The organism is Streptomyces yunnanensis (genome assembly GCF_029011865.1).
GTDB lineage: Bacteria > Actinomycetota > Actinomycetes > Streptomycetales > Streptomycetaceae > Streptomyces > Streptomyces yunnanensis.
This window is the reverse complement of the sequence record NZ_CP095749.1, coordinates 4507596-4531387: the sequence shown is the minus strand read 5'-3', so window position 1 is coordinate 4531387 and position 23792 is coordinate 4507596. Positions and strand designations below refer to the sequence as shown.

The 23792-nt window shown below is 71.7% G+C and carries 17 protein-coding genes and 1 tRNA gene; 14 read left to right on the top strand and 4 right to left on the bottom strand.

Translation table 11 applies throughout. The annotated features are described in order from the left end of the window. Positions 1-2: 2 nt before the first annotated feature. Together MOV08_RS19490 and MOV08_RS19485 are read left to right on the top strand one after the other, a co-directional pair. Complete coding sequence (locus tag MOV08_RS19490) at positions 3-1532, top strand: N5-glutamine methyltransferase family protein (RefSeq protein WP_275308305.1); 1530 nt, start codon at positions 3-5, stop codon at positions 1530-1532. A gap of 223 nt (positions 1533-1755) precedes the next feature. Beyond that, positions 1756-2160, top strand: coding sequence for a hypothetical protein (locus MOV08_RS19485; RefSeq protein WP_205366041.1), 405 nt, complete (start codon positions 1756-1758; stop codon positions 2158-2160). 18 nt (positions 2161-2178) lie between these two features. On the opposite strand, the gene MOV08_RS19480 is transcribed toward MOV08_RS19485, so the two are convergent. Together MOV08_RS19480 and MOV08_RS19475 are read right to left on the bottom strand one after the other, a co-directional pair. Continuing rightward, complete coding sequence (locus MOV08_RS19480; RefSeq protein ID WP_039634251.1) at positions 2179-2613, bottom strand: DUF2752 domain-containing protein; 435 nt, start codon at positions 2611-2613, stop codon at positions 2179-2181. Beyond that, positions 2610-3200, bottom strand: a complete 591-nt coding sequence (locus MOV08_RS19475; RefSeq protein WP_275308303.1) for a hypothetical protein — start codon at positions 3198-3200, stop codon at positions 2610-2612. Before MOV08_RS19475 ends, MOV08_RS19480 begins: the two co-directional genes overlap by 4 nt. A 485-nt stretch (positions 3201-3685) precedes the next feature. Here MOV08_RS19475 and topA point away from each other — a divergent pair, with 485 nt between their 5' ends. From topA to MOV08_RS19450, 5 genes are all read left to right on the top strand, one after another. Continuing rightward, entirely contained in the window at positions 3686-6565 is a 2880-nt protein-coding gene (gene topA / locus MOV08_RS19470) for a type I DNA topoisomerase (RefSeq protein ID WP_275308302.1), read from the top strand. Positions 6566-6723: 158 nt separating this feature from the next. Further along, entirely contained in the window at positions 6724-10056 is a 3333-nt protein-coding gene (gene tmk, locus MOV08_RS19465; protein WP_275308301.1) for a dTMP kinase, read from the top strand. 314 nt (positions 10057-10370) lie between these two features. Then, complete coding sequence (locus MOV08_RS19460; protein ID WP_275308300.1) at positions 10371-11618, top strand: DNA polymerase III subunit delta'; 1248 nt, start codon at positions 10371-10373, stop codon at positions 11616-11618. Positions 11619-11936: 318 nt separating this feature from the next. Next, on the top strand, positions 11937-13544 hold the full coding sequence (locus MOV08_RS19455; RefSeq protein WP_275308299.1) for an alpha/beta hydrolase: 1608 nt from the start codon (positions 11937-11939) through the stop codon (positions 13542-13544). A gap of 81 nt (positions 13545-13625) precedes the next feature. Further along, a tRNA-Thr gene (locus MOV08_RS19450) sits at positions 13626-13699 on the top strand. 127 nt (positions 13700-13826) lie between these two features. Here the strand turns inward: MOV08_RS19450 and MOV08_RS19445 are convergent. After that, positions 13827-15458: a tyrosine-type recombinase/integrase gene (locus MOV08_RS19445; RefSeq protein ID WP_275308298.1), complete on the bottom strand. Its 1632-nt coding sequence runs from the start codon at positions 15456-15458 to the stop codon at positions 13827-13829. Beyond that, positions 15455-16144: a helix-turn-helix domain-containing protein gene (locus MOV08_RS19440; protein WP_275308296.1), complete on the bottom strand. Its 690-nt coding sequence runs from the start codon at positions 16142-16144 to the stop codon at positions 15455-15457. Before MOV08_RS19440 ends, MOV08_RS19445 begins: the two co-directional genes overlap by 4 nt. Positions 16145-16239: 95 nt before the next feature. Between MOV08_RS19440 and MOV08_RS19435 the strand changes: the two genes are divergently transcribed. The 7 genes from MOV08_RS19435 to MOV08_RS19405 all read left to right on the top strand — a co-directional run bounded on the left by MOV08_RS19435 (position 16240) and on the right by MOV08_RS19405 (position 23788). Then, the gene (locus MOV08_RS19435) at positions 16240-16470 is read left to right on the top strand and encodes a hypothetical protein (protein WP_275308294.1); all 231 of its coding nucleotides are present in this window, start codon (positions 16240-16242) and stop codon (positions 16468-16470) included. A gap of 395 nt (positions 16471-16865) precedes the next feature. Next, complete coding sequence (locus MOV08_RS19430) at positions 16866-18053, top strand: DUF3631 domain-containing protein (protein WP_420834186.1); 1188 nt, start codon at positions 16866-16868, stop codon at positions 18051-18053. A gap of 410 nt (positions 18054-18463) precedes the next feature. Continuing rightward, the gene (locus MOV08_RS19425) at positions 18464-19318 is read left to right on the top strand and encodes a DUF2637 domain-containing protein (protein WP_275308291.1); all 855 of its coding nucleotides are present in this window, start codon (positions 18464-18466) and stop codon (positions 19316-19318) included. 334 nt (positions 19319-19652) lie between these two features. Further along, complete coding sequence (locus MOV08_RS19420; RefSeq protein WP_275308290.1) at positions 19653-20213, top strand: MobC family plasmid mobilization relaxosome protein; 561 nt, start codon at positions 19653-19655, stop codon at positions 20211-20213. Beyond that, complete coding sequence (locus MOV08_RS19415) at positions 20210-21925, top strand: relaxase/mobilization nuclease domain-containing protein (protein ID WP_275308289.1); 1716 nt, start codon at positions 20210-20212, stop codon at positions 21923-21925. Before MOV08_RS19420 ends, MOV08_RS19415 begins: the two co-directional genes overlap by 4 nt. A 241-nt stretch (positions 21926-22166) precedes the next feature. Further along, complete coding sequence (locus MOV08_RS19410; protein WP_275308288.1) at positions 22167-22484, top strand: WXG100 family type VII secretion target; 318 nt, start codon at positions 22167-22169, stop codon at positions 22482-22484. Continuing rightward, a complete protein-coding gene (locus tag MOV08_RS19405; RefSeq protein WP_275308286.1) occupies positions 22484-23788 on the top strand; it encodes a WXG100-like domain-containing protein in 1305 nt (434 codons plus the stop codon). The genes MOV08_RS19410 and MOV08_RS19405 overlap by 1 nt, the downstream gene beginning before the upstream one ends. Positions 23789-23792: the final 4 nt, after the last annotated feature.

Sequence of the window (23792 nt, the reverse complement as noted above, 5' to 3'; positions counted from 1 at the left end):
GGGTGACAACGCACCTCCCCACCGCAGATGCCCAGGACCCCGAGAGCAACGCCCGCACGAGCCGGCTGCGCGACGCGCTGCTGGCCGCCGCCTTCACCGCCGACGGGCTGCTGGACCTGCTCGGCGCGCCCGCGTACGCCGCGCTGGCCCGCAGCGAGACCGTCCCCGCGCTGCGCGCGACCCGGGGCGACGGGCCCCTGGAGACCCTGGTGCGGCTGTTCCTGCTGCAGTGCCCGGTGCCCGAGGCGCGGGTGGCCGCGGCGCTGCCGGTGGCGGACTGCCTCGCCGACGGCTGGCTGGTGCGGGACGGCGACGCACTGCGCGCCACGGTGGACGTGCGGCCCTACGGCGGCCCCGAGGGGCAGGACTGGTGGATCGTCTCCGACCTCGGCTGCGCGGTCGGCGGCGCCGGCGGCATCCGGGGCGCCGCGGAGGTGGACCGCGCCGAGCTGGTGCTCGGCGTCGGCGGGGCGTCCACGACCCTCGCCGGGATCACCGCGCGCCGCCCGGTGGCCAGGGCGCTCGACCTCGGCACGGGCTCCGGCATCCAGGCGCTGCACGCCGCGCAGCACGCCACCCGGGTCACCGCCACCGACCTCAACCCCCGAGCGCTGCGGATCACCGCGCTGACCCTGGCGCTCTCCGGGGCCGGCCCGGCCGATCTGCGCGAGGGCTCGCTCTTCGAGCCGGTGGGGGAGGAGACCTACGACCTGATCGTCTCCAACCCGCCGTTCGTGATCTCGCCGGGGGCCCGGCTCACCTATCGGGACGGCGGGATGGGTGGCGACGACCTGTGCCGCACCCTCGTCCAGCAGGCCGCCGCGCACCTCAACGACGGCGGGTACTGCCAGCTGCTGGCCAACTGGCAGCACGTGGCCGGCGAGGAGTGGCAGGACCGAGTGCGCGCGTGGGTGCCGCGCGGCTGCGACGCCTGGATCGTCCAGCGCGAGGTGCAGGACGTCACCCAGTACGCCGAGCTGTGGCTGCGTGACGGCGGTGACCACCGCGCCGGCCAGGAGGCGTACGCCGCGCGGTACGACGCCTGGCTCGACGAGTTCGAGGCGCGCAGGACCAAGGCCGTCGGCTTCGGCTGGATCACGCTGCGCAAGTCCGGCGCCGAGGACCCGTCCGTCACGGTCGAGGAATGGCCGCATCCGGTCGAACAGCCCCTGGGCGAGGCGGTGCTGCGCCACTTCGACCGGCAGGACTACCTGCGGGCCACCGATGACGCGGCGCTGCTGGCCGGCCGCTTCCGGTTGGCCGACGAGGTGGTGCAGGAGCAGGTCGGACTGCCCGGTGCGGAGGACCCGGAGCACGTGGTGCTCCGTCAGAACCGCGGCATGCGGCGGGCCACGAAGGTGGACACGGTCGGCGCCGGTTTCGCGGGCGTCTGCGACGGGTCGCTGCCCGCCGGGCGGATCCTGGACGCCATCGCCCAGCTCGTCGGTGAGGACCCGGTGCTGCTGCGGGACCGCACGCCGGCCTCGATCCGGATGCTGGTCGAGCAGGGCTTCCTGGAGCCGGTCGGCTGAGCCGGGGGCGCGGCGGCGGATGGCGGGCGGTCGGTGCGGGGCACCGGCCGCCGGGTGTGTTTCCAGGGGACAACGGCCCTTCCCGGGGCGGACGTTCAGTTCCGGCCAGTTTCGGTGAGTTGGGCGGTTTGTGCGGCGGAGGGGGAACCTCCGTGTGCCGATGCCCGTATTCCTGAGGGAAGGTCACCAACCAACCCATTGGCACATCAGTGAGGAATCCGACATGAACCGTGCACTGCGTTACGCCACCGTCGGGATGGTCGCCGCCGCCCTGCTCGCCGGCGGTTCGGCCGCCGCCTTCGCCACGCCGCAGCAGGTCCACACGCCCGCCGCGGTCGTGGCCACCGCGCCCGCGAAGGCGACGCTGACCGCCAAGGCCAGCGCGACGACGGTCCGCGCCTGGCAGGAGTTCCGGATCACCGGCGCCGGCAAGGGCCTCACGTCGGGCGCCAAGGTCACGGTCCAGCAGAAGCAGGGCGCGAAGTGGGTGTCGCTGCCGGCGCAGGCGCCGGTCCACGCCAACGGCAGCTACGCGATACGCGTCAAGCTCGGCATCAAGGGCGTCAACCAGCTGCGGATCGCGTCCGGGAGCACCCTCTCCCCGGTCGTGAAGGTCACCGTCCGCTGACGCCCGGGGGCCCGGCCGTCAGCCGATGAGATGGACGAGGTTGCGGCCGACCATCCAGACCGCGGCGATGCCGAGGACCACGGCATTGCCGCGGGCCGTCAGCTTCAGCGAGCGGCGCCGCCCGCGCAGCCCCGCGACCAGCCAGCGCACCAGGACGTAGGCCAGGGCGGGGACGCCGAGCGCGAGGAGGACGGCGTTGTCCTGGAAGGCCGTCGTGACGTCGCCGTGCATCAGGTCGTACGCCATCCGCGTCCCGCCGCAGAACGGGCAGAGCAGTCCGGTCAGCATGCGGAAGGGGCAGGGGATCAGCAGCTGACCGGGCTGGTGCGGATCGGTGTGCCAGAGGTAGCCGGCGGCCAGCGCGCCGGTGCCGAGCGCGAGGGCCGCCTGGCGGAGGGTGCGCCGGCGCACGGTCGCCGCATCGGCGGCCCCTCGGGGCTCGTCGGTGCTCACACGCTCAGCGACCTGGCGTAGTTGACCTGGTTCAGGACGAACATGACCTGCTCGCGCGACTGCACCGGGACCATCGTGGCGTGGTGCCGGCCCCCGCTGTTCACCGTGACCTGCACGAAGCCGGTCGTGATGCGCTCCTTCATCAGGAGGAAGAGCAGCCCGAGGAGGCAGAAGAAGAAAAAGATGACGGCGAGCACGACCGCGTGCGTGGGCATCCGCTCCTCCGTGCGCGACATGTCCGTGGCCGTCCAGACCGCGCCCTTGAGGGGCATCGGACCGGCCGGCGTGACGATCGTGTCGCCGTGGACCGCGATGTCGCCGAGGGCCAGTGCCAGGCCCGTGGCCTGCGGCGGCTGGACCGGCAGGCCGGCGGGCGGGGGCGGCGGGGTGCCGGGCGCGAAGACGGGCGGCGGCGGGGCGGCCTGCGGGTAGCCGTATCCGGGCTCGCCGGGGCGGCCGCCCTGCGGGTAGCCGTAGCCGGCCTCGGCGGGCCGGCCGCCGTCCGGGGCCGCGTACGGGTTCTGGCCGGGTTGGCCGGGTTGGCCGGGCGGCTGCTCCGGTGGCGGTCCGGGGTACTGGTGCGCCATGGGTGTCGTTTCCCCCCGAGTGCGTGACGTCGACGGCTCCCGGCCCACCCGGTGAGCCGTGCCGCATCCATCCTGCCAGCCGGCTCACCCGCCGTAGCAAGGTGATGACGGCAATCGCGGCCGCGCTGTGACAGTCGCCGCACGGCGCGTGTCCGGACGGTGGACGGAGCCGGGGAGCGGGTGGTTACTCTGCGAGATCGGTGGCAGGCCGGGGGCGGTGGTCGGCCGGCGTCGGACGGTGGGGCGGAGCGGGGCCGGGGTGCTCCACGAGGGGGCGTCGTAGGGCCGTCGGAGAGCGCCCGGAGCGGTCGGGGCGGCGCGAAGGCATGTAGTCGGGTTACCGTTCGAGTGGCGTTGCGGGGTTTTTCCGTTTGACACGGGGGCGGGAGGTACCGTCACACTCCGCAGCGTCAAGCGTCACCGCAGTGCGCCCCGGGCGTCCGGCCCAGGAGCATCCCCAGCGTCGACCGGAGAGAAGAGCGAAGTTGTCCCCGACCAGCGAGACCGCAGAGGGCGGCGGCCGCCGACTCGTCATCGTCGAGTCGCCTGCCAAGGCGAAGACGATCAAGGGCTACCTCGGCCCCGGCTATGTGGTCGAGGCCAGCGTCGGGCACATCCGCGACCTCCCGAACGGCGCGGCCGAGGTCCCGGCGAAGTACAAGGGCGAGTCCTGGGCCCGCCTCGGCGTGAACGTCGACGCCGACTTCCAGCCGATCTACGTGGTCAACACGGATAAGAAGGACCAGGTCAAGAAGCTCAAGGCGCTGCTGGCCGAGTCCGACGAACTCTTCCTCGCCACCGATGAGGACCGCGAGGGCGAGGCCATCGCGTGGCACCTCCAGGAGATCCTCAAGCCGAAGGTCCCGGTCCACCGGATGGTCTTCCACGAGATCACCAAGGACGCCATCCGCGAGGCCGTCGCCAACCCCCGCGACCTCAACCAGAAGCTGGTCGACGCCCAGGAGACCCGCCGGATCCTCGACCGCCTCTACGGCTACGAGGTCTCCCCGGTGCTGTGGAAGAAGGTCATGCCCCGGCTGTCCGCCGGCCGGGTGCAGTCGGTGGCGACCCGGCTCGTCGTCGAGCGGGAGCGCGAGCGCATCGCCTTCCGCTCCGCCGAGTACTGGGACCTGACCGGCACCTTCTCCACCGGGCGGGCCGGATGGGGGTCCCCCCGGCCGAGCGGAGCCGAGGCTGGGGGAGCGAGCGACCCGTCGACGCTGACCGCCCGCCTGAACAACGTCGACGGCCGCCGCGTCGCGCAGGGCCGCGACTTCGGCCCCAACGGGCAGCTCAAGAACGCCGACGTGCTCCACCTGGACGAGGCGAACGCCCGGGCGCTCGCCGCCGCCCTGGCGGACACGCAGTTCTCGGTGCGCTCGGTCGAGTCCAAGCCCTACCGCCGCTCGCCGTACGCGCCGTTCCGGACGACCACCCTCCAGCAGGAGGCCAGCCGCAAGCTCGGCTTCGGCGCCAAGGCCACCATGCAGGTCGCGCAGAAGCTGTACGAGAACGGCTTCATCACCTATATGCGTACGGACTCCACCACGCTCTCGGACACCGCGGTCGCCGCGGCCCGGGCGCAGGTGACGCAGCTGTACGGCGCCGGGTACCTCCCCGACAAGCCGCGGACGTACGCCGGCAAGGTCAAGAACGCGCAGGAGGCGCACGAGGCGATCCGCCCCTCCGGCGACCGCTTCCGCACGCCCGCCGAGACCGGGCTGACCGGCGACCAGTTCAGGCTCTACGAGCTGATCTGGAAGCGGACCGTCGCCTCCCAGATGAAGGACGCGACCGGCAACTCCGTCACCGTCAAGATCGGCGGCCGGGCCGCGGACGGTCGGGACACCGAGTTCAGCGCGTCCGGCAAGACCATCACCTTCCACGGCTTCCTCAAGGCATACGTGGAGGGCGCCGACGACCCGAACGCCGAGCTGGACGACCGCGAGCGGCGGCTGCCGCAGGTCGCCGAGGGCGACGCGCTCACCGCCCAGGAGATCACCGCCGACGGCCACGCCACCAAGCCGCCCGCCCGCTACACCGAGGCCACCCTGGTCAAGGAGCTGGAGGAGCGGGAGATCGGCCGCCCGTCGACGTACGCGTCGATCATCGGCACGATCCTGGACCGCGGCTACGTCTTCAAGAAGGGCACCGCGCTCGTCCCGTCGTTCCTCTCCTTCGCCGTGGTCAACCTCCTGGAGAAGCACTTCGGCCGACTCGTCGACTACGACTTCACCGCCAAGATGGAGGACGACCTCGACCGCATCGCCCGCGGCGAGGCGCAGGCCGTGCCGTGGCTGCGGCGCTTCTACTTCGGCGAGGGCGCCGGTGCCGGCGAGAGCGGTGCGGCGGACGCCGGCAACGGCGACGGCGACCACCTCGGCGGCCTGAAGGAGCTGGTCACCGACCTCGGCGCGATCGACGCCCGGGAGATCTCGTCGTTCCCGGTGGGCAACGGCGTCACGCTGCGGGTCGGCCGCTACGGCCCGTACGTCGAGCGCGGCGAGAAGGACGAGGAGGGCCACCAGCGGGCCGACGTCCCCGACGACCTGGCGCCCGACGAGCTGACCGTGGAGTACGCCGAGGAGCTGCTGGCGAAGCCGAGCGGCGACTACGAGCTGGGCATGGACCCCGAGTCCGGCCACCAGATCGTGGCGAAGGACGGCCGCTACGGCCCGTACGTCACCGAGGTGCTGCCCGAGGGCACCCCGAAGACCGGCAAGAACGCGGTCAAGCCGCGCACCGCCTCGCTCTTCAAGTCGATGTCCCTGGACACCGTGACGCTGGCGGACGCGCTCAAGCTGATGTCGCTGCCGCGCGTGGTCGGCACCGACGCCGAGGGCGTGGAGATCACCGCGCAGAACGGCCGCTACGGCCCGTACCTCAAGAAGGGCACCGACTCGCGTTCCCTGGAGCGCGAGGAGCAGCTCTTCACGATCACCCTCGACGAGGCGCTGGCGATCTACGCCCAGCCCAAGCAGCGCGGCCGGGCCGCCGCCAAGCCGCCGCTGAAGGAGCTGGGCACGGACCCGGTGAGCGGCAAGCCGGTGGTGGTCAAGGACGGCCGGTTCGGCGCGTACGTCACCGACGGCGAGACCAACGCGACGCTGCGGCGGGACGACGACGTCGAGACGATCACCCCCGAGCGCGGCTACGAGCTGCTGGCGGAGAAGCGCGCCAAGGGCCCGGCGAAGAAGACCGCCGCCAAGAAGACCGCGGCGAAGAAGACGACGGCGAAGAAGACCGCCGCCAAGAAGACCACGGCGAAGAAGACGGCGGCCAAGAAGACCACCGCCAAGAAGGCCGCCACGAAGACGGCGGCCAAGACGGCGGCGAAGAAGACCGCCGCTCCGGCCGAGGACTGAGGCCCGCCCGGGGCCGCGCCTGCCCGGCGTGGTCCGGCGCGGGACAAGGGCGGGCCGGCGGACACCCTCCGCCGGCCCGCCCTTTCGCGCTCCCGCTCAGCCGCCCGTTTGTTCGGGCAGGCGCCCAGTGGAGTGTTCCGTCCCGATAGGCTGGCGAGATGACGCGTGCCGAGCAGCCAACGGTCGTGACCCCCACCGCAGACGCCCTCGCAGCCGATTCCCGCGAGCGCGCCGTACGAGCCCTGCTCCGCTTCCCCCCACTGAAGCGGCTGTGGAGCGCCCAGTTCGTCGGGGGTATCGGCGATGCCCTGTCCTTGCTTGTCCTGGTACTCCTCGCCCTTCAGGCGGCGCTGTACGTACCGCTGGGCGGCCAGGCCGTGTTCGGCGGCGGCTACCGCGGCGCCGCCCTCGCGGTCACCGCCGTCTTCGGCGTACGGATGCTGGCGACGTTGCTCTTCGGGGCGGTCCTGCTGGGGCCGCTGTCCGCGCTCGCTGCGCCCAATGGGCCGCTGGACCGCCGCTGGACGATGATCGCCGCGGACGGGCTGCGGCTCGCGCTGCTGGTCATCGCCCCCCTGTGGATCGACTGGACGCCCACCAGCGCCCTGGCCTGGCTGCTGGTGACGGTCTTCGTCAGCGGCGTCGCCGAGCGCTTCTGGACGGTCGCCCGGGAGAGCGCCGCGCCGGTCCTGCTGCCCGCGCCGCCCCTGGAGGGCGCCGCCGTCCGGCCGCTGCCCGACAACATGGACGCACTGCGCCGGCTGTCGCTGCGCACCAGCTTCGTCGCCATGCCGATCGCGGCCGCCGCCCTGGTGGTCTGCGCGCTGGTCGGGAGGCTGCTGGGGACCGGCGTGGAGTGGTTCCACCTGCACCAGGCGGCGCTCGGCTCGTACCTCGCGGCCGGACTGTTCGCCGCGTCCGTGTCGATCCTCTACTTCATCGAGCTGCCCGACGGGCAGACGCCGCGGCCGCGCTCCCCGCTGGAGGGCCTGCGCCGTCCGAAGGGCACCTCGGCCGCGGCCAGGACCGGCTCCGGCTCGGAGCGGGGCCGCACCGGCGCCATCCCGCTGCTGGTGCTGGCCTGCGCCGCGGTGGCCGCCGCGATCGCCGCGGCCGCCGCGCTCGCCGTCCTGCACGCCGCCGACCTGGGCGCCGGGCCGGCCGGCTACGCGCTGCTGGTGCTCGCCCTGACCGGCGGTACCGCCCTCGGCATCCGCGGCGCCCGCAAGGTGCTGCCCGGGTTCTCCCGGCGCCGGCTGCTCGCCCTGGCGATCGCCGCCACCGGTCTGCTGCTGTTGGCCATGGGGCTGGTCCCGGACACCACGACGGTGCTGCTGCTCGCGCTGCTGGCCGGGCTCGGCGCCGGCGTCGCCGCCAATACGGGCCACGCCCTGCTGGACCAGGAGACCGAGGCGTTCCGCACCGCCCGGACGACCGAGCACCTGCAGGCCGTCGTCCGGCTCGCCATCGGGCTGGCCGCGATCGTCGCGCCCCTGCTGGCCGGGCTCATCGGCCGGCACCAGATCGGCAGCGGAGCCTTCGTCTTCGCGCACGGCGGCGCCGCGTACACGCTGATGCTGGTCGGCGCGCTGCTGCTGCCGGTCGCCGCCTGGGTGCTGGGCAAGACCGACGACCGGCAGGGCGTTCCGCTCCGGCACGACCTGCGGGAGGCGGTGCGCGGCGGCGACCCGGCGCAGGCCACCGCGGCCACCGGCTTCTTCATCGCCCTGGAGGGCGGCGACGGGGCCGGGAAGTCCACCCAGGTCGAGGCGCTGGCGGAGTGGATCCGGGGCAAGGGCCACGAGGTCGTGGTGACCCGGGAGCCGGGCGCCACCGCCATCGGCAAGCGGCTGCGCGCGATCATCCTGGACGTGTCCACGTCCGGGCTCTCGGACCGCGCCGAGGCGCTGATGTTCGCCGCCGACCGGGCCGAGCACGTCGACAGCGTCGTCCGGCCCGCGCTGGAGCGCGGCGCGGTGGTGATCACCGACCGCTACATCGACTCCTCGGTGGCCTACCAGGGCGCCGGCCGCAACCTCGCGCCCACGGAGATCGCCCGGATCAACCGCTGGGCGACCGGCGGCCTGGTCCCGCACCTGACCGTCCTGCTGGACATCGCCCCGGACGCGGCCCGCGAGCGCTTCACCGAGGCGCCGGACCGCATGGAGTCCGAGCCGGCCGAGTTCCACGAGCGGGTGCGCAGCGGCTTCCTCACCCTGGCCGCCGCCGACCCCGCGCGCTATCTGGTCGTCGACGCCGCCCAGGAGCCGGAGGCCATCACCACCGTCCTCCGGCACCGGCTCGACCAGGTCCTCCCGCTGTCCGAGGCCGAGATCGAGGCCCGGGAAGAGGCCCGTAAGGCGGCCGAGGAGGAGGCCCGCCGCAAGGCCGAGGAGGAGGCCGCGCGCAAGGCGGAGGAGGAGCGCCGGGAGCGGGAGCGCCAGGAGCAGCTCGCCAAGCTGCGCGCCGAAGAAGAGGAGCGCAAGCGGCGGGAGGCCGAGGAGGCCAAGGCCCGGGAGGCCGCCCGCCAGGCCGAGGAGGCCCGCAAGCGCGCCGAGGAGGCCCGCCAGGCGGCGGAGGAGGAGCGCAAGCGGCGCGAGGCCGAGGAGAAGGCCCGCCAGGCCGAGCGGGAGCGGCTGCGCAAGGAGCACGAGGAGCAGGCGCGGCTGCGCCAGGAGGCCGAGGAGCGCCGCCTGGAGAAGCAGCGCAAGGCCGAGGAGGCGCTGCTGCGCGCCGAGCAGGCCCGGATCGCGGCGGCGGAGGCGGCGGCCGCCGCTGAGGCGAAGGCCACGGCGGAGGCGGCCAAGGCGGCCGAGGCGCCGACCGCGGAGACGGACGTGACGCAGCTGCGGAAGCGGATCGCGGCGGACGGCGACTCGGGGACGGGCGCCGGACGGTCTTCCTCCGGAGCCTCCGGTTCTGCCAGCTCCGACGGTTCTGCCGGTTCCGCGGGCCCTTCGGGTGCTTCCGGGGCCGTGGCCGAGAGCCGCTCCGATGCGGGCACCGGCTCCGGTTCCGGCGCCGCCCCGGACGGCGAGCGGACGGCGGCGCTGCCGCGCCCCGAGCCGCGGGAGGCGCACGGCCAGGCGGACGAGACCGCGGTCCTGCCGCCCGTACGGGACGACGCCCGGCGCGCTCACCAGGGAGGTGGCGCGGACTCCGAGGAGACCGCCGTGCTGCCGCCGGTCCGGGAGGACGACCCGGCGGACCGGGTGCCGCCGTGGATGTTCGCCCAGGAGAACGGCGCGGGCCGGGACGCCGGCGCGGCCGAGCGGGGCGCCGAGCGGACCCGGGAGCTGCCGCAGGTCGATCCGGAGACCGGCCGTCCCGCGGAGTCCCCGCGGCGCGGCCGCCCCCGCCCCGAGTGGGCGGAGGAGACGCCGCTGGACGACCTGCCGACCCTCGCCGACGAGCTCCTCGGCCCGCGCGCGGACGATGACGCCGACCACGGCACGGGCGGCAACGGCCGCCGCCGGGGCCGGCGCGGCTGACCGGACGGGGGCCGGGAGCCCCTGGGCGACGCAGGAACGGCCGTGGCCGCAGCATTCGCGCTGCGGCCACGGCCGTTCCTCGTGCCGGGCGCGGGGCCGGACCGGGCGGGGGACCGGTTGTCAGTGGGGTGCACCACAATGGGTAGGGAACGGGTCGTGACGGACGGGTCCGGGCGGGGGAGCACCGGTGCGGGGCGCGGTGACGGGCCCGCGGCGGCGGCGCTCGCGCGGCCTTCCCGCGGCACGGTCGGGTCGGTGCGGCCCTGCGGCGACCCGAGCAGCACACACGCGGAACGGACAGGACGGCAGCAGCGATGGCGGTATGGGACGACGTGGTCGGCCAGGACCGGGTGGCGGCGCAGCTCGACGCCGCCGCACGCGATGCGGACGCCATCGTGACCGCCGAGAGTGCGGCACGGCAGGCCGCGGCCGGCGCTCCGGCGCAGGCCGCGCCGGAGCGGACCGGCGCCTCCCAGATGACGCACGCCTGGCTGTTCACGGGCCCGCCCGGTTCCGGCCGGGCCACCGCCGCCCGCGCCTTCGCGGCGGCCCTCCAGTGCGTCAGCCCGGACCGCGCCCTCGGGGGCGGCCCCGGCTGCGGCTTCTGCGACGGCTGCCACACCAGCCTGGTCGGCACCCACGCCGACGTCGAGATCGTCCGCACGGACCTGCTCTCCATCGGCGTCAAGGAGACCCGCGACCTGGTCCGCCGGGCCTCGCTCTCCCCGGCCGGCGGTCGCTGGCAGGTGATCGTCCTGGAGGACGCCGACCGCCTCACCGAGGGCGCGGGCAACGTCCTCCTGAAGGCCGTCGAGGAGCCCGCCCCCCGCACGGTCTGGCTCCTCTGCGCCCCCTCCATCGAGGACGTCCTCCCCACGATCCGCTCGCGCTGCCGCCACCTCTCGCTGCGTACGCCGTCCGTCGGCGCGGTCGCCGAGCTCCTGGTGCGGCGCGACGGCATCGACCCGGAGACCGCCGACCGCGCCGCCCGCGCCACCCAGGGACACATCGACCGGGCCCGCCGGCTCGCCACCGACGAGCGGGCCCGGGCCCGCCGGGCGGCCGTCCTGAAGCTCCCGCTCCGCATCGACGACATCGGCGGCTGCCTCAAGGCCGCCCAGGAGCTGATCGACGCCGCCGGCGAGGACGCCAAGCAGGTCGCCGAGGAGGTCGACGCCAAGGAGACCGAGGAGCTGCGCACCGCCCTCGGCGCCGCGGCCGGCACCGGCGGTCGGCTGCCCCGGGGCACCGCGGGCGCCATGAAGGAGCTCCAGGACAAGCAGAAGCGCCGCTCGACCCGTACCCAGCGCGACAGCCTCGACCTCGCCCTGGTCGACCTCACCGCCTTCTACCGCGATGTCCTCGCCGTCCAGATGGGGGCATCCGTCCCGCTCTCCAACGACGAGGTCGGCGACAGCGTCCGACGTATCGCCACCACTTCCACCGCCGAGCGCACCCTGCGCCGTATAGAAGCGGTGATCGCCTGCCGGGAGGCCCTGGAGCGCAATGTCGCCCCGCTGCTCGCCGTCGAGGCCATGACGGTCGCGCTGCGGGCGGGCTGAGCCGCCCGTCGGTCCACCGGTCGCACGATCGCCGCGCACACATCGTTCATATATGGATACGCTCCGTAGGTGACCTGAAGTCGCGAACCGACGACCGGGAGCCGGGGCCGCGCATCCACAACTGCGCATCCACCACCGGAGAACCGGGACCGGGAGACCGGGACCGATAGACCGGGACCGACGAACCGGTCCCCGGAACCGGGACGGGTGCCGAGCGCCGGACCGCCACCGCCGAGGAGCCACCACCGCCACCAGGAACGCCACACAGGCCACCACCGGGAACCCCGCCACCTGGGACCGACACCAAGAGGGACCGCCATGCCGCCCAGCCGCCTGTTCCGCTCCACCGCCACCACCGCGGCCGCTGCCGCCGCGGCCCTCGCCCTGCTGCTCTCCGGCTGTTCGTCGGGGACGTCGCCGTCCCCCGGTTCCGCCGCATCCCCGGACCGTTCGACGGAGGCCGGCGCCGACCGCCCGGGGTCCGCCGCCGCCCCGCTCCAACCGCTCCCCACGGCCATCCCGGACAACCTCCGCCCGTACTACGACCAGAAGCTGAGCTGGCACGACTGCGGAGTGGCGGGCTTCCAGTGCGCGACGATGAAGGCGCCGCTGGACTACGCCAAGCCCAGCGCGGCCACCGACCTGAAGCTGGCGGTGGCCCGCAAGCAGGCCACCGGCCCCGGTGACCGGATCGGCTCCCTCATGGTCAATCCGGGCGGCCCCGGCGGCTCGGCGATCGACTACCTCCAGCAGTACGCGCCCCAGCCGGCCGCGGTCCGGGCGCGCTACGACATGGTCGCCATGGACCCGCGCGGCGTCGCCCGCAGCGAGCCGGTCGAATGCCTCACCGACCCGCAGATGGACCGCTTCACCCAGACCGACACCACCCCCGACACCCCCGCCGAGGTCTCCCAGCTCGTCGCCGCCGACCGCAACTTCGCCAAGGGTTGCGAGGCCCGGTCCGGCAAGCTGCTGCCGCACGTCTCCACCGTCGAGGCGGCCCGCGACATGGACGTCCTGCGCGCCGTCCTGGGCGACAGGAAACTGACCTACATGGGCGCCTCCTACGGCACCTTCCTCGGCGCGACCTACGCCGGCCTCTACCCGACCCGCGCCGGCCGCCTGGTCCTCGACGGCGCGATGAACCCGTCGCTGGACTCCCGCACCATCAACCTCGACCAGACCGCCGGATTCAACACCGCCTTCACCGCGTTCGCCGCCGAGTGCGTCAAGAAGAAGGACTGCCCGCTCGGCACCAAGAGCGCCGAGGACGCCGGCCGGCAGCTCTCCGCCCTCTTCAAGAAGCTGGACGCCCACCCGGCGGAGACCGGCCAGGAACGCAAGCTCACCGAGTCCCTCGCCACCACGGGCGTGATCGCCGCGATGTACGACCAGGGGACCTGGCCGCTGCTGCGCCAGTCCCTCGCCCAGGCCAAGGCCGGCGACGGCCGCGGGCTGCTGGCCCTCTCCGACAGCTACTACGAGCGCAACTCCTCGGGCCACTACGCCAACCAGATGTACGCCAACCCGGCCGTCAACTGCCTCGACCTCCCGCCGGCCTTCACCGGCCCCGACCAGGTCCGCGCCGCCCTGCCGGCCTTCCGCAAGGCATCCCCGGTCTTCGGCGACAACTTCGCCTGGTCCGCCCTGAGCTGCGCGTACTGGCCGGTCAAGTCCAGCGGCCAGACCCACCGCATTGAGGCCAAGGGCGCCGCCCCGATCGTCGTCGTCGGCACCACCCGCGACCCGGCCACCCCGTACACCTGGGCCAAGGGCCTGTCCGCCCAGCTCTCCAGCGCCACCCTCCTCACCTACGTCGGCGACGGCCACACCGCCTACGGCCGCGGCAGCGACTGCGTCGACACCGCCATCAACACCTACCTCCTCGAAGGCACCCCGCCCGCCAAGAACAAACGCTGCACGTGACCCGCCCCACACCCCCCTGACCCTCGCCCGAACCGAGTACAGAGCACCCCTCGCTCCTGTGTAGACTGGGCCGCGCACCACGCCGCCTTAGCTCAGTTGGCCAGAGCAACGCACTCGTAATGCGTAGGTCTCGGGTTCGAATCCCGAAGGCGGCTCGGAAAAACCCCAGGTCACATAGCCCGTGACCTGGGGTTTTGTCTTGCTCGGGGCATGACGCGTCACACGGCCGGGGCGCCGTGGGATGACTTGCGTGAGCGATGCGTGAGCGGAGCGGTTGTTGATCTAGCTCTTTGGCTTCTTCCGCTTGGCCTTCTTCTTGGCCTTGGCCTGGGCTTTCGCCTTGTCTTCCGGCTTGCCCTTGCCGGTCTTCTTGGCCTTGGCCTTCGCGACCTTGCGGGCCGCCTTCTCCGCCTCGGCCTTGCGCTGGAGGGGGACCAACTTCGCGGTGGCCTCGGCGGCGTTCTTGCCGACCTGGGGCAGGACGCTCTGGTAAATGTCCCGCGTGATGCGGGTGTCACTGTGCCCGAGGGTGTCCGACACAATCTTGATGTCGATGTCGGCGGCCAGCATGAGGGTTGCCGCACCGTGGCGCAGGTCGTGCAGACGAATCGGTGGGAGGCCGGAAGCGATGACGAGCCGCTCGAAGAGGTCGGTCACCTTGCCGGGGTGGAGCCAGGAGCCGTCCTCCTGGGTGAAGACATGGCCGGTCTCGACCCAGGCCGAGCCCCACTCCTCGCGGTCCGCATCCTGCCGTTCGCGGTGCCGCTTCAGGACGTTGACGGTGTCGTCATCGAGCGCGACCATGCGGTAGCCGCTGTCCGTTTTGGGCTCGGACGTCTCGACCTCCCAACCGTCCTGCACGAGCTGCGAGGAGACGGTGAGGGAGTGGGTGTCGAGGTTCGTCTCCGACCACGGCTGCCCGCACGCCTCGCCTCGCCGCAGGCCGCGGAAGGCGATCAGGTGCCACATCGCGTACAGCCGATCTTCGGCGACGAAGTCGAGGAAGGCGCCGGTCTGTTTGGGCGTCCAGACCATCACGGGCGACGGCTTCTCGCCCGTCTGCTCCCATTTGGCGACCCGTTCGTCCGTCCACACCAGGGCCTTGGGCTTGCGTACGGGATCGATCTCGACGTGGGCGGCCGCATTGAACGTGATGATCTGCTGCCCGATCGCGTCGTTCAGGGCCGCGCGGAGCGTGGCCTTCACGTGCAGGCGAGTAGCGGGGCCAGTGACGCGGCGGAAGGGCGGCATCGCATCGATCGCTGCCTTCATCGCCTTCCGACGAGCGCGGTTCTCCGCCCCCTTCCACGGCACGGCCGCCAACTCATCGGTTGCAGCTCGCCGTTGGACGTTCTGCTCTAGGATCTGGGAATTGGCGTCGCGGATGTCCGTGAACATCTCGCTGAGGTGGCTGACGCGCAGCCGGTCGAGGCGCCGGTTCCCGATACGCGGCTTCAAGTGCACGCGGATGTCGGTCTCGTAGCGGTTCAGGCCGGACTTCCGTATGCGCTTGCCCGCCAGCCACCGGTCGAGCCACTCGCTCACCGTCAGGCTGCCGATGAGGTCCTGGCCGGCCTTGAGGCGCCGCCTGGTCTCCTCGACCTCGGGCAGGGGCGTCTTCTCGCTGCTGACTTCCGTCAGCATCGCGGCAATCAGCTCCACGCCCTCGGGATCGTCCGACTCGGCCAGGCCGAGTAGAGCACGGACGTGGTCGAGGTCGGCCTGGGCGGCCTTACGACTGTCGTAGCCGCCACGGGCGAACGACCTGCGGCTGCCGTCCTCACGCGGCGGCAGCTCCTGGCGTATGGAGTAGGTGCAGTGGTTCCTGCTGTTGCGCTTGGGGCAGGACGTGCCGAGCTCCTTGCCGGTCTTCGGGTCGCGGCAGGAACAGCGGCGGTAGGTGGAGCCCTTCAAAGGTCGTTCTCCTCGGTGGGGTTGGTGTCGGTTTCGGACGGCTCGACTTCGGCGGCGATGTCGGGCCACAGGAAGGGAGGCGTGACGCCCTCCTCCCGGATGAAGGCGCGGACCCTGCGCAGACGGACTTTGGCCGCCTCGGCCTCCTGGGCGGCACGGGCCTGGGTGCGGAGGGCCTCGGCCTTCCGGTCGGCGTTCGGGGCGGTCTCGGCGTGGTAGCGCGCGTACTCCTCCTCTTGCCGTGCGGCCTTGAACGTTGTCTCGGCGGCGTGGTGGGCGCGGAAGTAGCGCAGCATGTCGTCCTCGGCGCCGAGCTCGGTCTCCTCGCCGGTGAACCAGTTCAGGGCGTCCAGGGTGGAGGTGGGGTGTTCGAGAGGGAGCTGCTGCACGTCTTCTACGTAGCCGACGGGATAGATGAGGCAGATGGGGGGCGTGTTCAGGGCCTTGGCCAGGACCATGACGTCGACCAGGGGGAGGCCGGCGCGGCGGCCGGATTCCATATTGGCGATCACGTTGCGGGGGATCGGATGGCCGATCTCGTCGCACTTGTCGGCCAAGTCCTGTGCGCTCCAACCCAGTTCCTTCCGTCGTCTGCGGACCTCGGCGGCCACGGTGGCCATGACCTGGTCCGCCCACTCGGGCACGTCGTCCGGGTCAGTTCCATCATCGAAACGGCGTTGTGTCATGAGGACACAGTAGCTCGGTCATCCTGGATTTAGTGACCTGGAGACGGGCGCGGTCGTCGCGTTCGCCGAGGGCTCAGTCATGGATGGAGCGCCGCATGCGCGAGAACGAGATCGCCGGTAAGCCGCACGGGATGACCCGGGAGGAGCTGCTGGCCTTGCCTGCTGCCGTTGACCTGGACACCGGCAATCGGGCGCTGGGCCTGGGACGCAGCAAGGGCTATGCGCTGGCGAAGCAGGGCCAGTACCCGTGCAAGGTCCTGCGGCTGGGCAAGGCGTACCGGGTCGTGACGGCCGACCTGCTGAGCCTGCTCGGCCTGGCCGCATGACTGCGCGTGCGCGTAGCAGACGCTTCTGCGCTGAGCTGACACAGAAATGCTGGACTGTGGCAGGGCGTGGACGTACTGTCCGTGGTCCCTCGCCGCGGTCGAGTAGCCGCGAGACGTGGGTGAGCCTCCGGCGGGGCAACGCCGGAGGCCCGAGCAACACCCCTGCACGGCTTCACGTGAACCAACCCGGCGGCAAGGGCGGGCAAGCCCGTAACCGCCAGATGAGGAGCTGCCCTGTGAAACCTACGACACCCGATGCAAATTCCGCACCCGCCAAGGCGATCTGGCCCGCCAGCGCGATTCCCGGTCAGCCTGGCGCTCACCTGCGCTCCCCGTTGGCCGAAGACGCCAACGGGGGCGATGGCCACGATGCGGGTACCCATGATCCCGAGCAAGTGGCTGCGCCGAGCGGACCGGAGGAGATACAGATACCCGACACCGAGCCGACCGAAGGCGCGGGTCTGCTGGACGAACTGCGTGCGCAGCTCACTCGGTTCGTGATCTTCCCGTCCGAGCAGGCGCTGGACGCGGTCACTCTGTGGGTGGTGGCGACGCATCTGCAGCCCGCGTGGCAGCATGCCCCGCGCCTGGCGGTGGTGGGTCCTGCGAAGCGGTGCGGCAAGTCGCGGCTGCTGGACGTGCTGGTCGAGACGGTGCACGAGCCGATGCTGACCATCAACACCACGCCTGCGGCGATCTTCCGCTCCATCACCGAGGAGAATCCGCCGACACTGCTGGTGGACGAGGCGGACACGATCTTCGGCAGCCCGAAGGTGGCGGAGAAGAACGAGGAGATGCGCGGCCTGCTGAACGCCGGCCATCAGCGCAACCGGTACGTGACCCGGGTCGTCGGCAACGACCACACTCCGCACAAGTTCGCCACCTTCGCCATGGCGGCGATCGCGGGGATCGGCGATCTGCCCGACACGATCATGGACCGGGCGGTCGTGATCCGCATGCGCCGCCGTGCTGAGGGCGAGAGCGTCAAGCCGTTCCGCTCCCGCCGGGACACCCCGGCCCTGCACGACCTGCGTGACCGGATCGCCGCGTGGGCCAGGTCGCTGCTGGACGAGGCGGCGAACTTGGAGCCGGACATGCCGGTAGAGGACCGCGCTGCCGACACCTGGGAGCCCTTGGTGATCGTCGCCGACCTCGCCGGCGGCGCGTGGCCCCGTCTGGCGCGGGTCGCGTGCGCGCGGATGGTGGCCGCCGAAGCGGCGGCCGAGGAGGACCATCCCAGCGGGGCGCGCATCCTCGCCGACATCCGCCGGATCTTCGTGGGCAGGGGCGAGCCCGAGAGCCTTTCCACCGAGGAACTCCTCTACCTCCTGCGCCAGGACGTGGAGAGCCCGTGGGCGGAGTGGGGACGCAGCGGGCTGATCGCCCGTGATCTCAGCGCGATGCTGCGCGAGTACGGCATCAAGTCGGGCAACGTCCGTATGGCTGACGGGACTCAGCGCAAGGGGTACATGCGCAACAAGTTCCTCGACGCCTGGCGGCGTTACTGCCCCACCGTCCACTCAGTGGGCACCCAACCTGTTCCCTCAGGGAACACTCAACCTGCCGCCCTCGGCGAGGGCTGAGCCCCGCCACTCCCGGCTGCCGTCCTTGCCGTCCCTGCCGTGATCTCGCAGGTCAGACGGGGTGCAGACAAGACGGCAGCCGGGGCCAAGACGGCAACGCGATCACGAATCGCGCGCTGCCAGCTAAAACGCCGACCCGGATCCGTCTTGTGGCGTCCCTGACGTCCGTGCCGTATCCCTGCAGGTCACGGCCTTGCCAGACGAGACGGAAGACGCAACCGCCACGTCCTGGCCCCGGCAGCCACTCAGTCACGAGAAGCGCTGCGAGCCGCCTCGTGGCAGGTACGAAGACGCCGGCGCCGCCCGCCAAGACGGAAGGCCACGGCCGGTGCCGTACTCGCTCTGACCTGCGCTTTCAACGGCCAAGACGGCCAAGACGCGCCACACCGAGACCCCCAGGAGTATCCCGCTTGACCACGCCATCCATCTCCCATCCACCACACCCCGATGAGCCCGGCGGCGAGCGCGACGCCGAGTGGTGGGCGCTCGTCACGGCCGGGGCTGTCATTGCGGCGCTGACCGGTGGCGCGTTCTGGCTCTCGTACGCGCACCTGGCCGAGGTCGCAGGCCAGCACGGGCTGGGCTGTTCACCGATACGCCGCTGGGCCTGGCCCGCCACCTTGGACGCGTTCATCGTCGCGGGCGAACTGCTGATGCTCCGCGCGGGCCTGCGCCAGGTCACCGACAAGTGGGCGATCACGGTGACCGTCGCCGGGTCGATCGGCTCCATCGCGCTCAACGTGTTCGGCGTCAACAGCACAGGCAACGTCAGCAGCGTGCCCTTCCTCGACTACGTGGTCGCCGCGGTTCCCCCGACCGCAGCGATGCTGGCCTTCGCTGTCCTGATGCGGCAGATCCACCAGCTCGTCGACCGCACCACCAACCGGCCGGAACCCCTCACCGGCCAGCGGACGGAAGGTGCCGTTCAGAAACTGAACGCTCCCAGCCAGGAGCTGGAACCCGCAGCCGCTTCCACCGGCCTTAGCGATCCACTTCCCGTCGCAACTGCCCAGCCGACGGAACCATCGGCCCAGGTTTCGGAGGCCAAGCCGCGCGGTGGCCGGCCGCCCAAAGCCACGATCGAGGAGCTCGCGGAGATCGGCCGGATCGCTGCCTACGAGCACCGCAAGCTCACCCGGGACCTTCTCCGGGGGGCCGTGGAGGACAAAGGGCTGACGATCGGCAGCGAACGCCTGACGAAGGTGATGAAGATCCTCCGGCCGGAACTCGAAGCCGCCGGGATCGCCGTCTCCACCAGCGGCTGACCGCCCGCACCGGGTGACCGGAACCCCTTCCGGTCACCCGGCCACCACCCCGCTCGACACCACGCCAGTCCACAGCTGTGGACAGAGCGATGCCCGCATCGCCCAGCCCACCGGCCCCGCCCATCCGTCTGCCCATCCAGCCTTCTCCGGAGCACCGCCCATGACGCACGACCCGCACCACCCCGAGGACTCCCCGGACGAGCCGTTGTCGCTGACGAAGTCCCCTACGCTGATGGGGCGTTTGCGGCGCGCGTTCGGACGGGCTGCCCCTGGCGGAGCCAGTAGTACCCCGAGTCCGACTCAAGGCCGGTCTTCGGGGATCTCCGCCCCGGGGGTGGCGGAGACGGCCCAGCGCCAGGGGGCGCCAGGCCAGGAGGTCGGGGCCGAGGGCGGCACCGACCCGGACAACCTCCACGCCGCCCAGCGCGAGACCCTCCACCCTTCCTATGTCACCGAAACCGCCGCCGGCGAGCCCACCGTGAAGAGCGCGCAGCCCACCATCCGCCGCTTCACCGGCACCAAACGCACCGTCCGTGTCGGCCCCATGCTTTTCACCGATGACGAGGACGTCCGCCTCCAGGAGACAGCTGCCGAGCACGGCTATAAGGGCAAGTCCGGCTTCGCCGCCGACGTCGTCCTCGCCTTCATCACCGGCCGCTTCACCGCCAACCTCCCCCTGTCAGAGGACCGCCGCCGCACCCACATCTTCCGCGCCCAGGTCCTGCGCCAGCTCAACCGCATCGGCGTCAACGTCAACCAGATCGCCCGCGCCCTCAACAGCGACTACACCCCACCCGACATCCGACATCGCCTCGACGAACTCCAACACCTGCTCTCCCTGATCGCCGAGGCCCTGCGCCAGCCCGTCACTCCGGAAGAAGAGGTCTCCCCGTGATCGCCGCCATCAAGGCGCCCGGTGCCAACACCCGCGGGCTGCTCGCCTACCTCTACGGGCGCGGCCGTGCTGACGAACACCTCGACCCGCACGTCGTCGCCGGCTTCGCGATGCTCGGCATGCCCGATCCCGGCCGAGACGAGAACGCCACCCTCACCGAACTCGCCCGCTACCTCGACGAGCCCGTCCGCCTGCGCAACAGCGAGTTCGGCAAGAAGATCAACGACCACGTCTGGCACTGCCCCGTCCGAGCCGCACCCGAGGACCGCTACCTCTCCGACGCCGAATGGGGCGAGATCGCCCAGCGCATCGTCGAGGCCGCCGGCATCGCCCCGGCCGGTGACGACCTGGCCTGCCGCTGGATCGCAGTACGCCACGCCGACGACCACATCCACATCCTCGCCACCACCGTCCGCGAAGACGGCCGCCGCCCCAAACTCCACGACAGCGGCATACGCGTCGGCGACGCGTGCCGCCAGATCGAGAAGGACTATGGCCTGCGCCGACTGAAGAAGGGCGACCGCACCGGCACACGCCGGCCCACCCAGGCCGAGATGCACAAGGCCGAACGCCTCGGCTGGGAACAGCCCGCCCAGGAGTGGCTCGAAGAACGCATCCGCGCCGCCATCCCGCACGCCGCCAACGCCGAGGAACTCCTCGCCTACCTCGAAGCCGACGGCGTCCCGATCAAGATCAAGCGCGGCCCGTCCGGCGACCCCCTCGGCTACGCCGTTGGCCGCCCCGGCGACCTCAACAAGGACGGCGAGCAGATCTTCCACCCCGGCGGGGGAATTGCTCCCGATCTGTCCCTGCCCAAACTCCAAGCCCGCCTTGAATCCAGCCAGCCGGAAGAGCACCCCACCGCCCGCCGCAACCAGCCCAGCACCCCCTGGCACAAGGCCACTGACGCCCTCGACACGCTCCACGCCGACCTTGCGGACGACGAGCGAGCCCAGGCACACATCACCGCCCTCGGCGAACTGATCGAAGCCACCGCCCAGAAGGCACCCGACAACCTGCGGGCGGAACTCCGCTCCGCCTCAAAAGCGTTTGCCCGAGCCGAACGCTCCCAAATCCGGGCGGAAGACCGCGCCGCCCACGCCCTGCGCAACGCTGCACGCGACATCGCCCACACCGCCACGGGCCCCGACGGCAGCGCCCTCGCTGCCCTGCTTGCGACACTCGTCTGGGCCGCGATCGTTGCCAGCCGCTGGCACGAAGCGAAACACCACGCTCACCAGGCCGACGCCGCCCGCAAGGCTGTCCAGCACCTCCAGGTCGCAGCCGACCGCGCTCTGACGCCGGTACTCACCGAACTCGAAGCCCGTGCGCCCAAGCAGCGAGCCCGCCTCGTGCTCGCCAGCGACGTACGAGCGGCTGTCCCCGACCACGCCGAGCGGATCCTCGCTGACCCCAGCTGGCCGGCCCTCGCCACCGTCCTCGCCGACGCCGAAGCCCGCGGCCACAAACCCCACCAGCTCCTCAAGGAAGCCGCCACCCAGCGCGAACTGGACACTGCTCGCCAACCCGCCCGCGTCCTGATCACTCGTATCGAGCACACAAGCCGTAACCCTGTACCCAACCGCCGCGCGGAAGCCGCCCGCCGACGCTCTACTATGACGGCCTCGCTGTCGCCCAATGGGCCCGACGTCGCCCAGGCATCGGCGGCAGCCCCGGCACCGGCCGAGCAGCAGCACCGCCCTCGCCGATAGCTACCCAACGCGTCCTCGCTCGTTTCAGACCGTCGATGAATCGGCCCCCTACGGGCATCCGGCTGGCAGCGGCTGCAATCTCGCCCCGGACCCGCCAACTGGGCAGCGCTGCCGCGTGGCTGAAAAGTGTTCTGACCAGGTGGATTGTCAGTGCCGTATGCCAGGGTCGCTACGTGTGAGACGGAAGTCCTGACAGCGGATCGCGCCTATTACGACAGCAGGGCCAAGGGGGAGGCACAGCATGGCCGGCGACGGCTTTGACGTAGACACCGACCAACTCAAGACCGCCGCTCCGACGTTCCACCGAGAGTCTGTCGCCCTGGAACGGGCGACGGCGAAGCTTCGGCATGCGCTGGACGGGCTGGGGGAGCCGTGGGGAAGCGACGAGCAGGGGAAGAAGTTCGAGCACGTCTACGCCCCGCACCGGGCGGAGATCGAGAAGGCCGCCGCGGCCCTGGCCAAGGGCCTGTCCAGCATCACCAAGGCCATGAACGACATGGCGGCCAACCACGAGGAGGCGGATCGGTCTGCCAAGTCCGGCTTTAAGGGGGACGCGTAGTGGGTGCCGCCGATAAGGCCAAGGAGATCGTCCAGGACTTAACCGGGATGTGGTGGCCGGAGGGCGACGAGGACGAACTCCGGGAGGCCGCCCGCGCCTGGCGCACCTTCGCCGACGATGTAGAGGACTGCACGGCGGCCTGCCACAAGAAGGCCCAGGACGTCATCGACACCAACAAAGGCGCCGGCATCGAGGCGTTCGGCGCGTTCTGGAAGAAGTACCACGGCGGAGGCAAGGGCTACCTCGACGACGTAGCCACCGCCGCGCGGGACATGGCCAAGGCGCTGGACAAGTTCGCCGACCAGATCGCCGAGGCGAAGAAGATCGAACACGAACTGGAGATCGCCGGCGCGGTCTTGGTCGCCGGAACGGCGCTGGCCATCTTCACCGGCGGCCTCAGCGAGGTGGCCGCCGCCGGTGCCACCGAGGCGATCGTCGCCGCTGCCAGTACGGCAGGCGTGGCTGTCTCTGCAACCGTCGCCGAGATCGCCGGCACCGTGTTGGCGACGGCCGCCATCGGCAGCATCGGGTCGATCACGGTGGACGTGGTCGTCGCCCAGGGCGGCCGGAACCTGCTCGGAGACCAGCGCGGAATCAACGTCGCCGAGATCAAGGACGCCGGTGTGTCCGGCATGCTCATGGGCGGCGCCGCGGGCGGAGCCGCTCGCGGCGTCAAGGCCGTGGCGGACGCCGGCGGCATCAAGAACGTCCTGGGCAATATGAAGCTGGACAGCTTGGGGCACCTCAACATCTCACTCCCCAACCTCCAGATATCGATGCCCAACCTGGCCGGCCCGCGGCTGGCGATGGCCGGCGAAGGTCCCGTCGGTCCGACCGGCCAACCGCTGATGCGCAGCTTCGAGCGCGGTGGAGGGGGAGGCCGGGCACCGCAAAAGCCAATTCCGCCGTATGCCAAGCCGCTGGACAGCATGGGCCGAGCCACCGGCGTCGAAACGAGGATCACGCAAGACATGCTCGACACCGGCACCAAGGCATCCCGGCGGATGCAGCCCCCAGGCTGGGGAGGCGAAGCGGCTGGTCACACGCGTGGACACCTCCTGGCCCGATCACTCGGGGGAGACGGCCGCTCAGAGGCCAACATCGTGATCATGCACAAGACAGCGAACAACGAGGTGATGGAAAAGCTCGAAGAGCAAATCTATGAAACCGTGAAGCAGCGCGGGAGCGTGGACTATTCAGCTGCACCGGTCTACGCCAACCCGGGAGACGTCATTCCTACGGGCGTCCACGTCAGAGCCATCGGCCCTGGCCTGCACATCGACCAGACCATCATCAACAAGTAGGCGG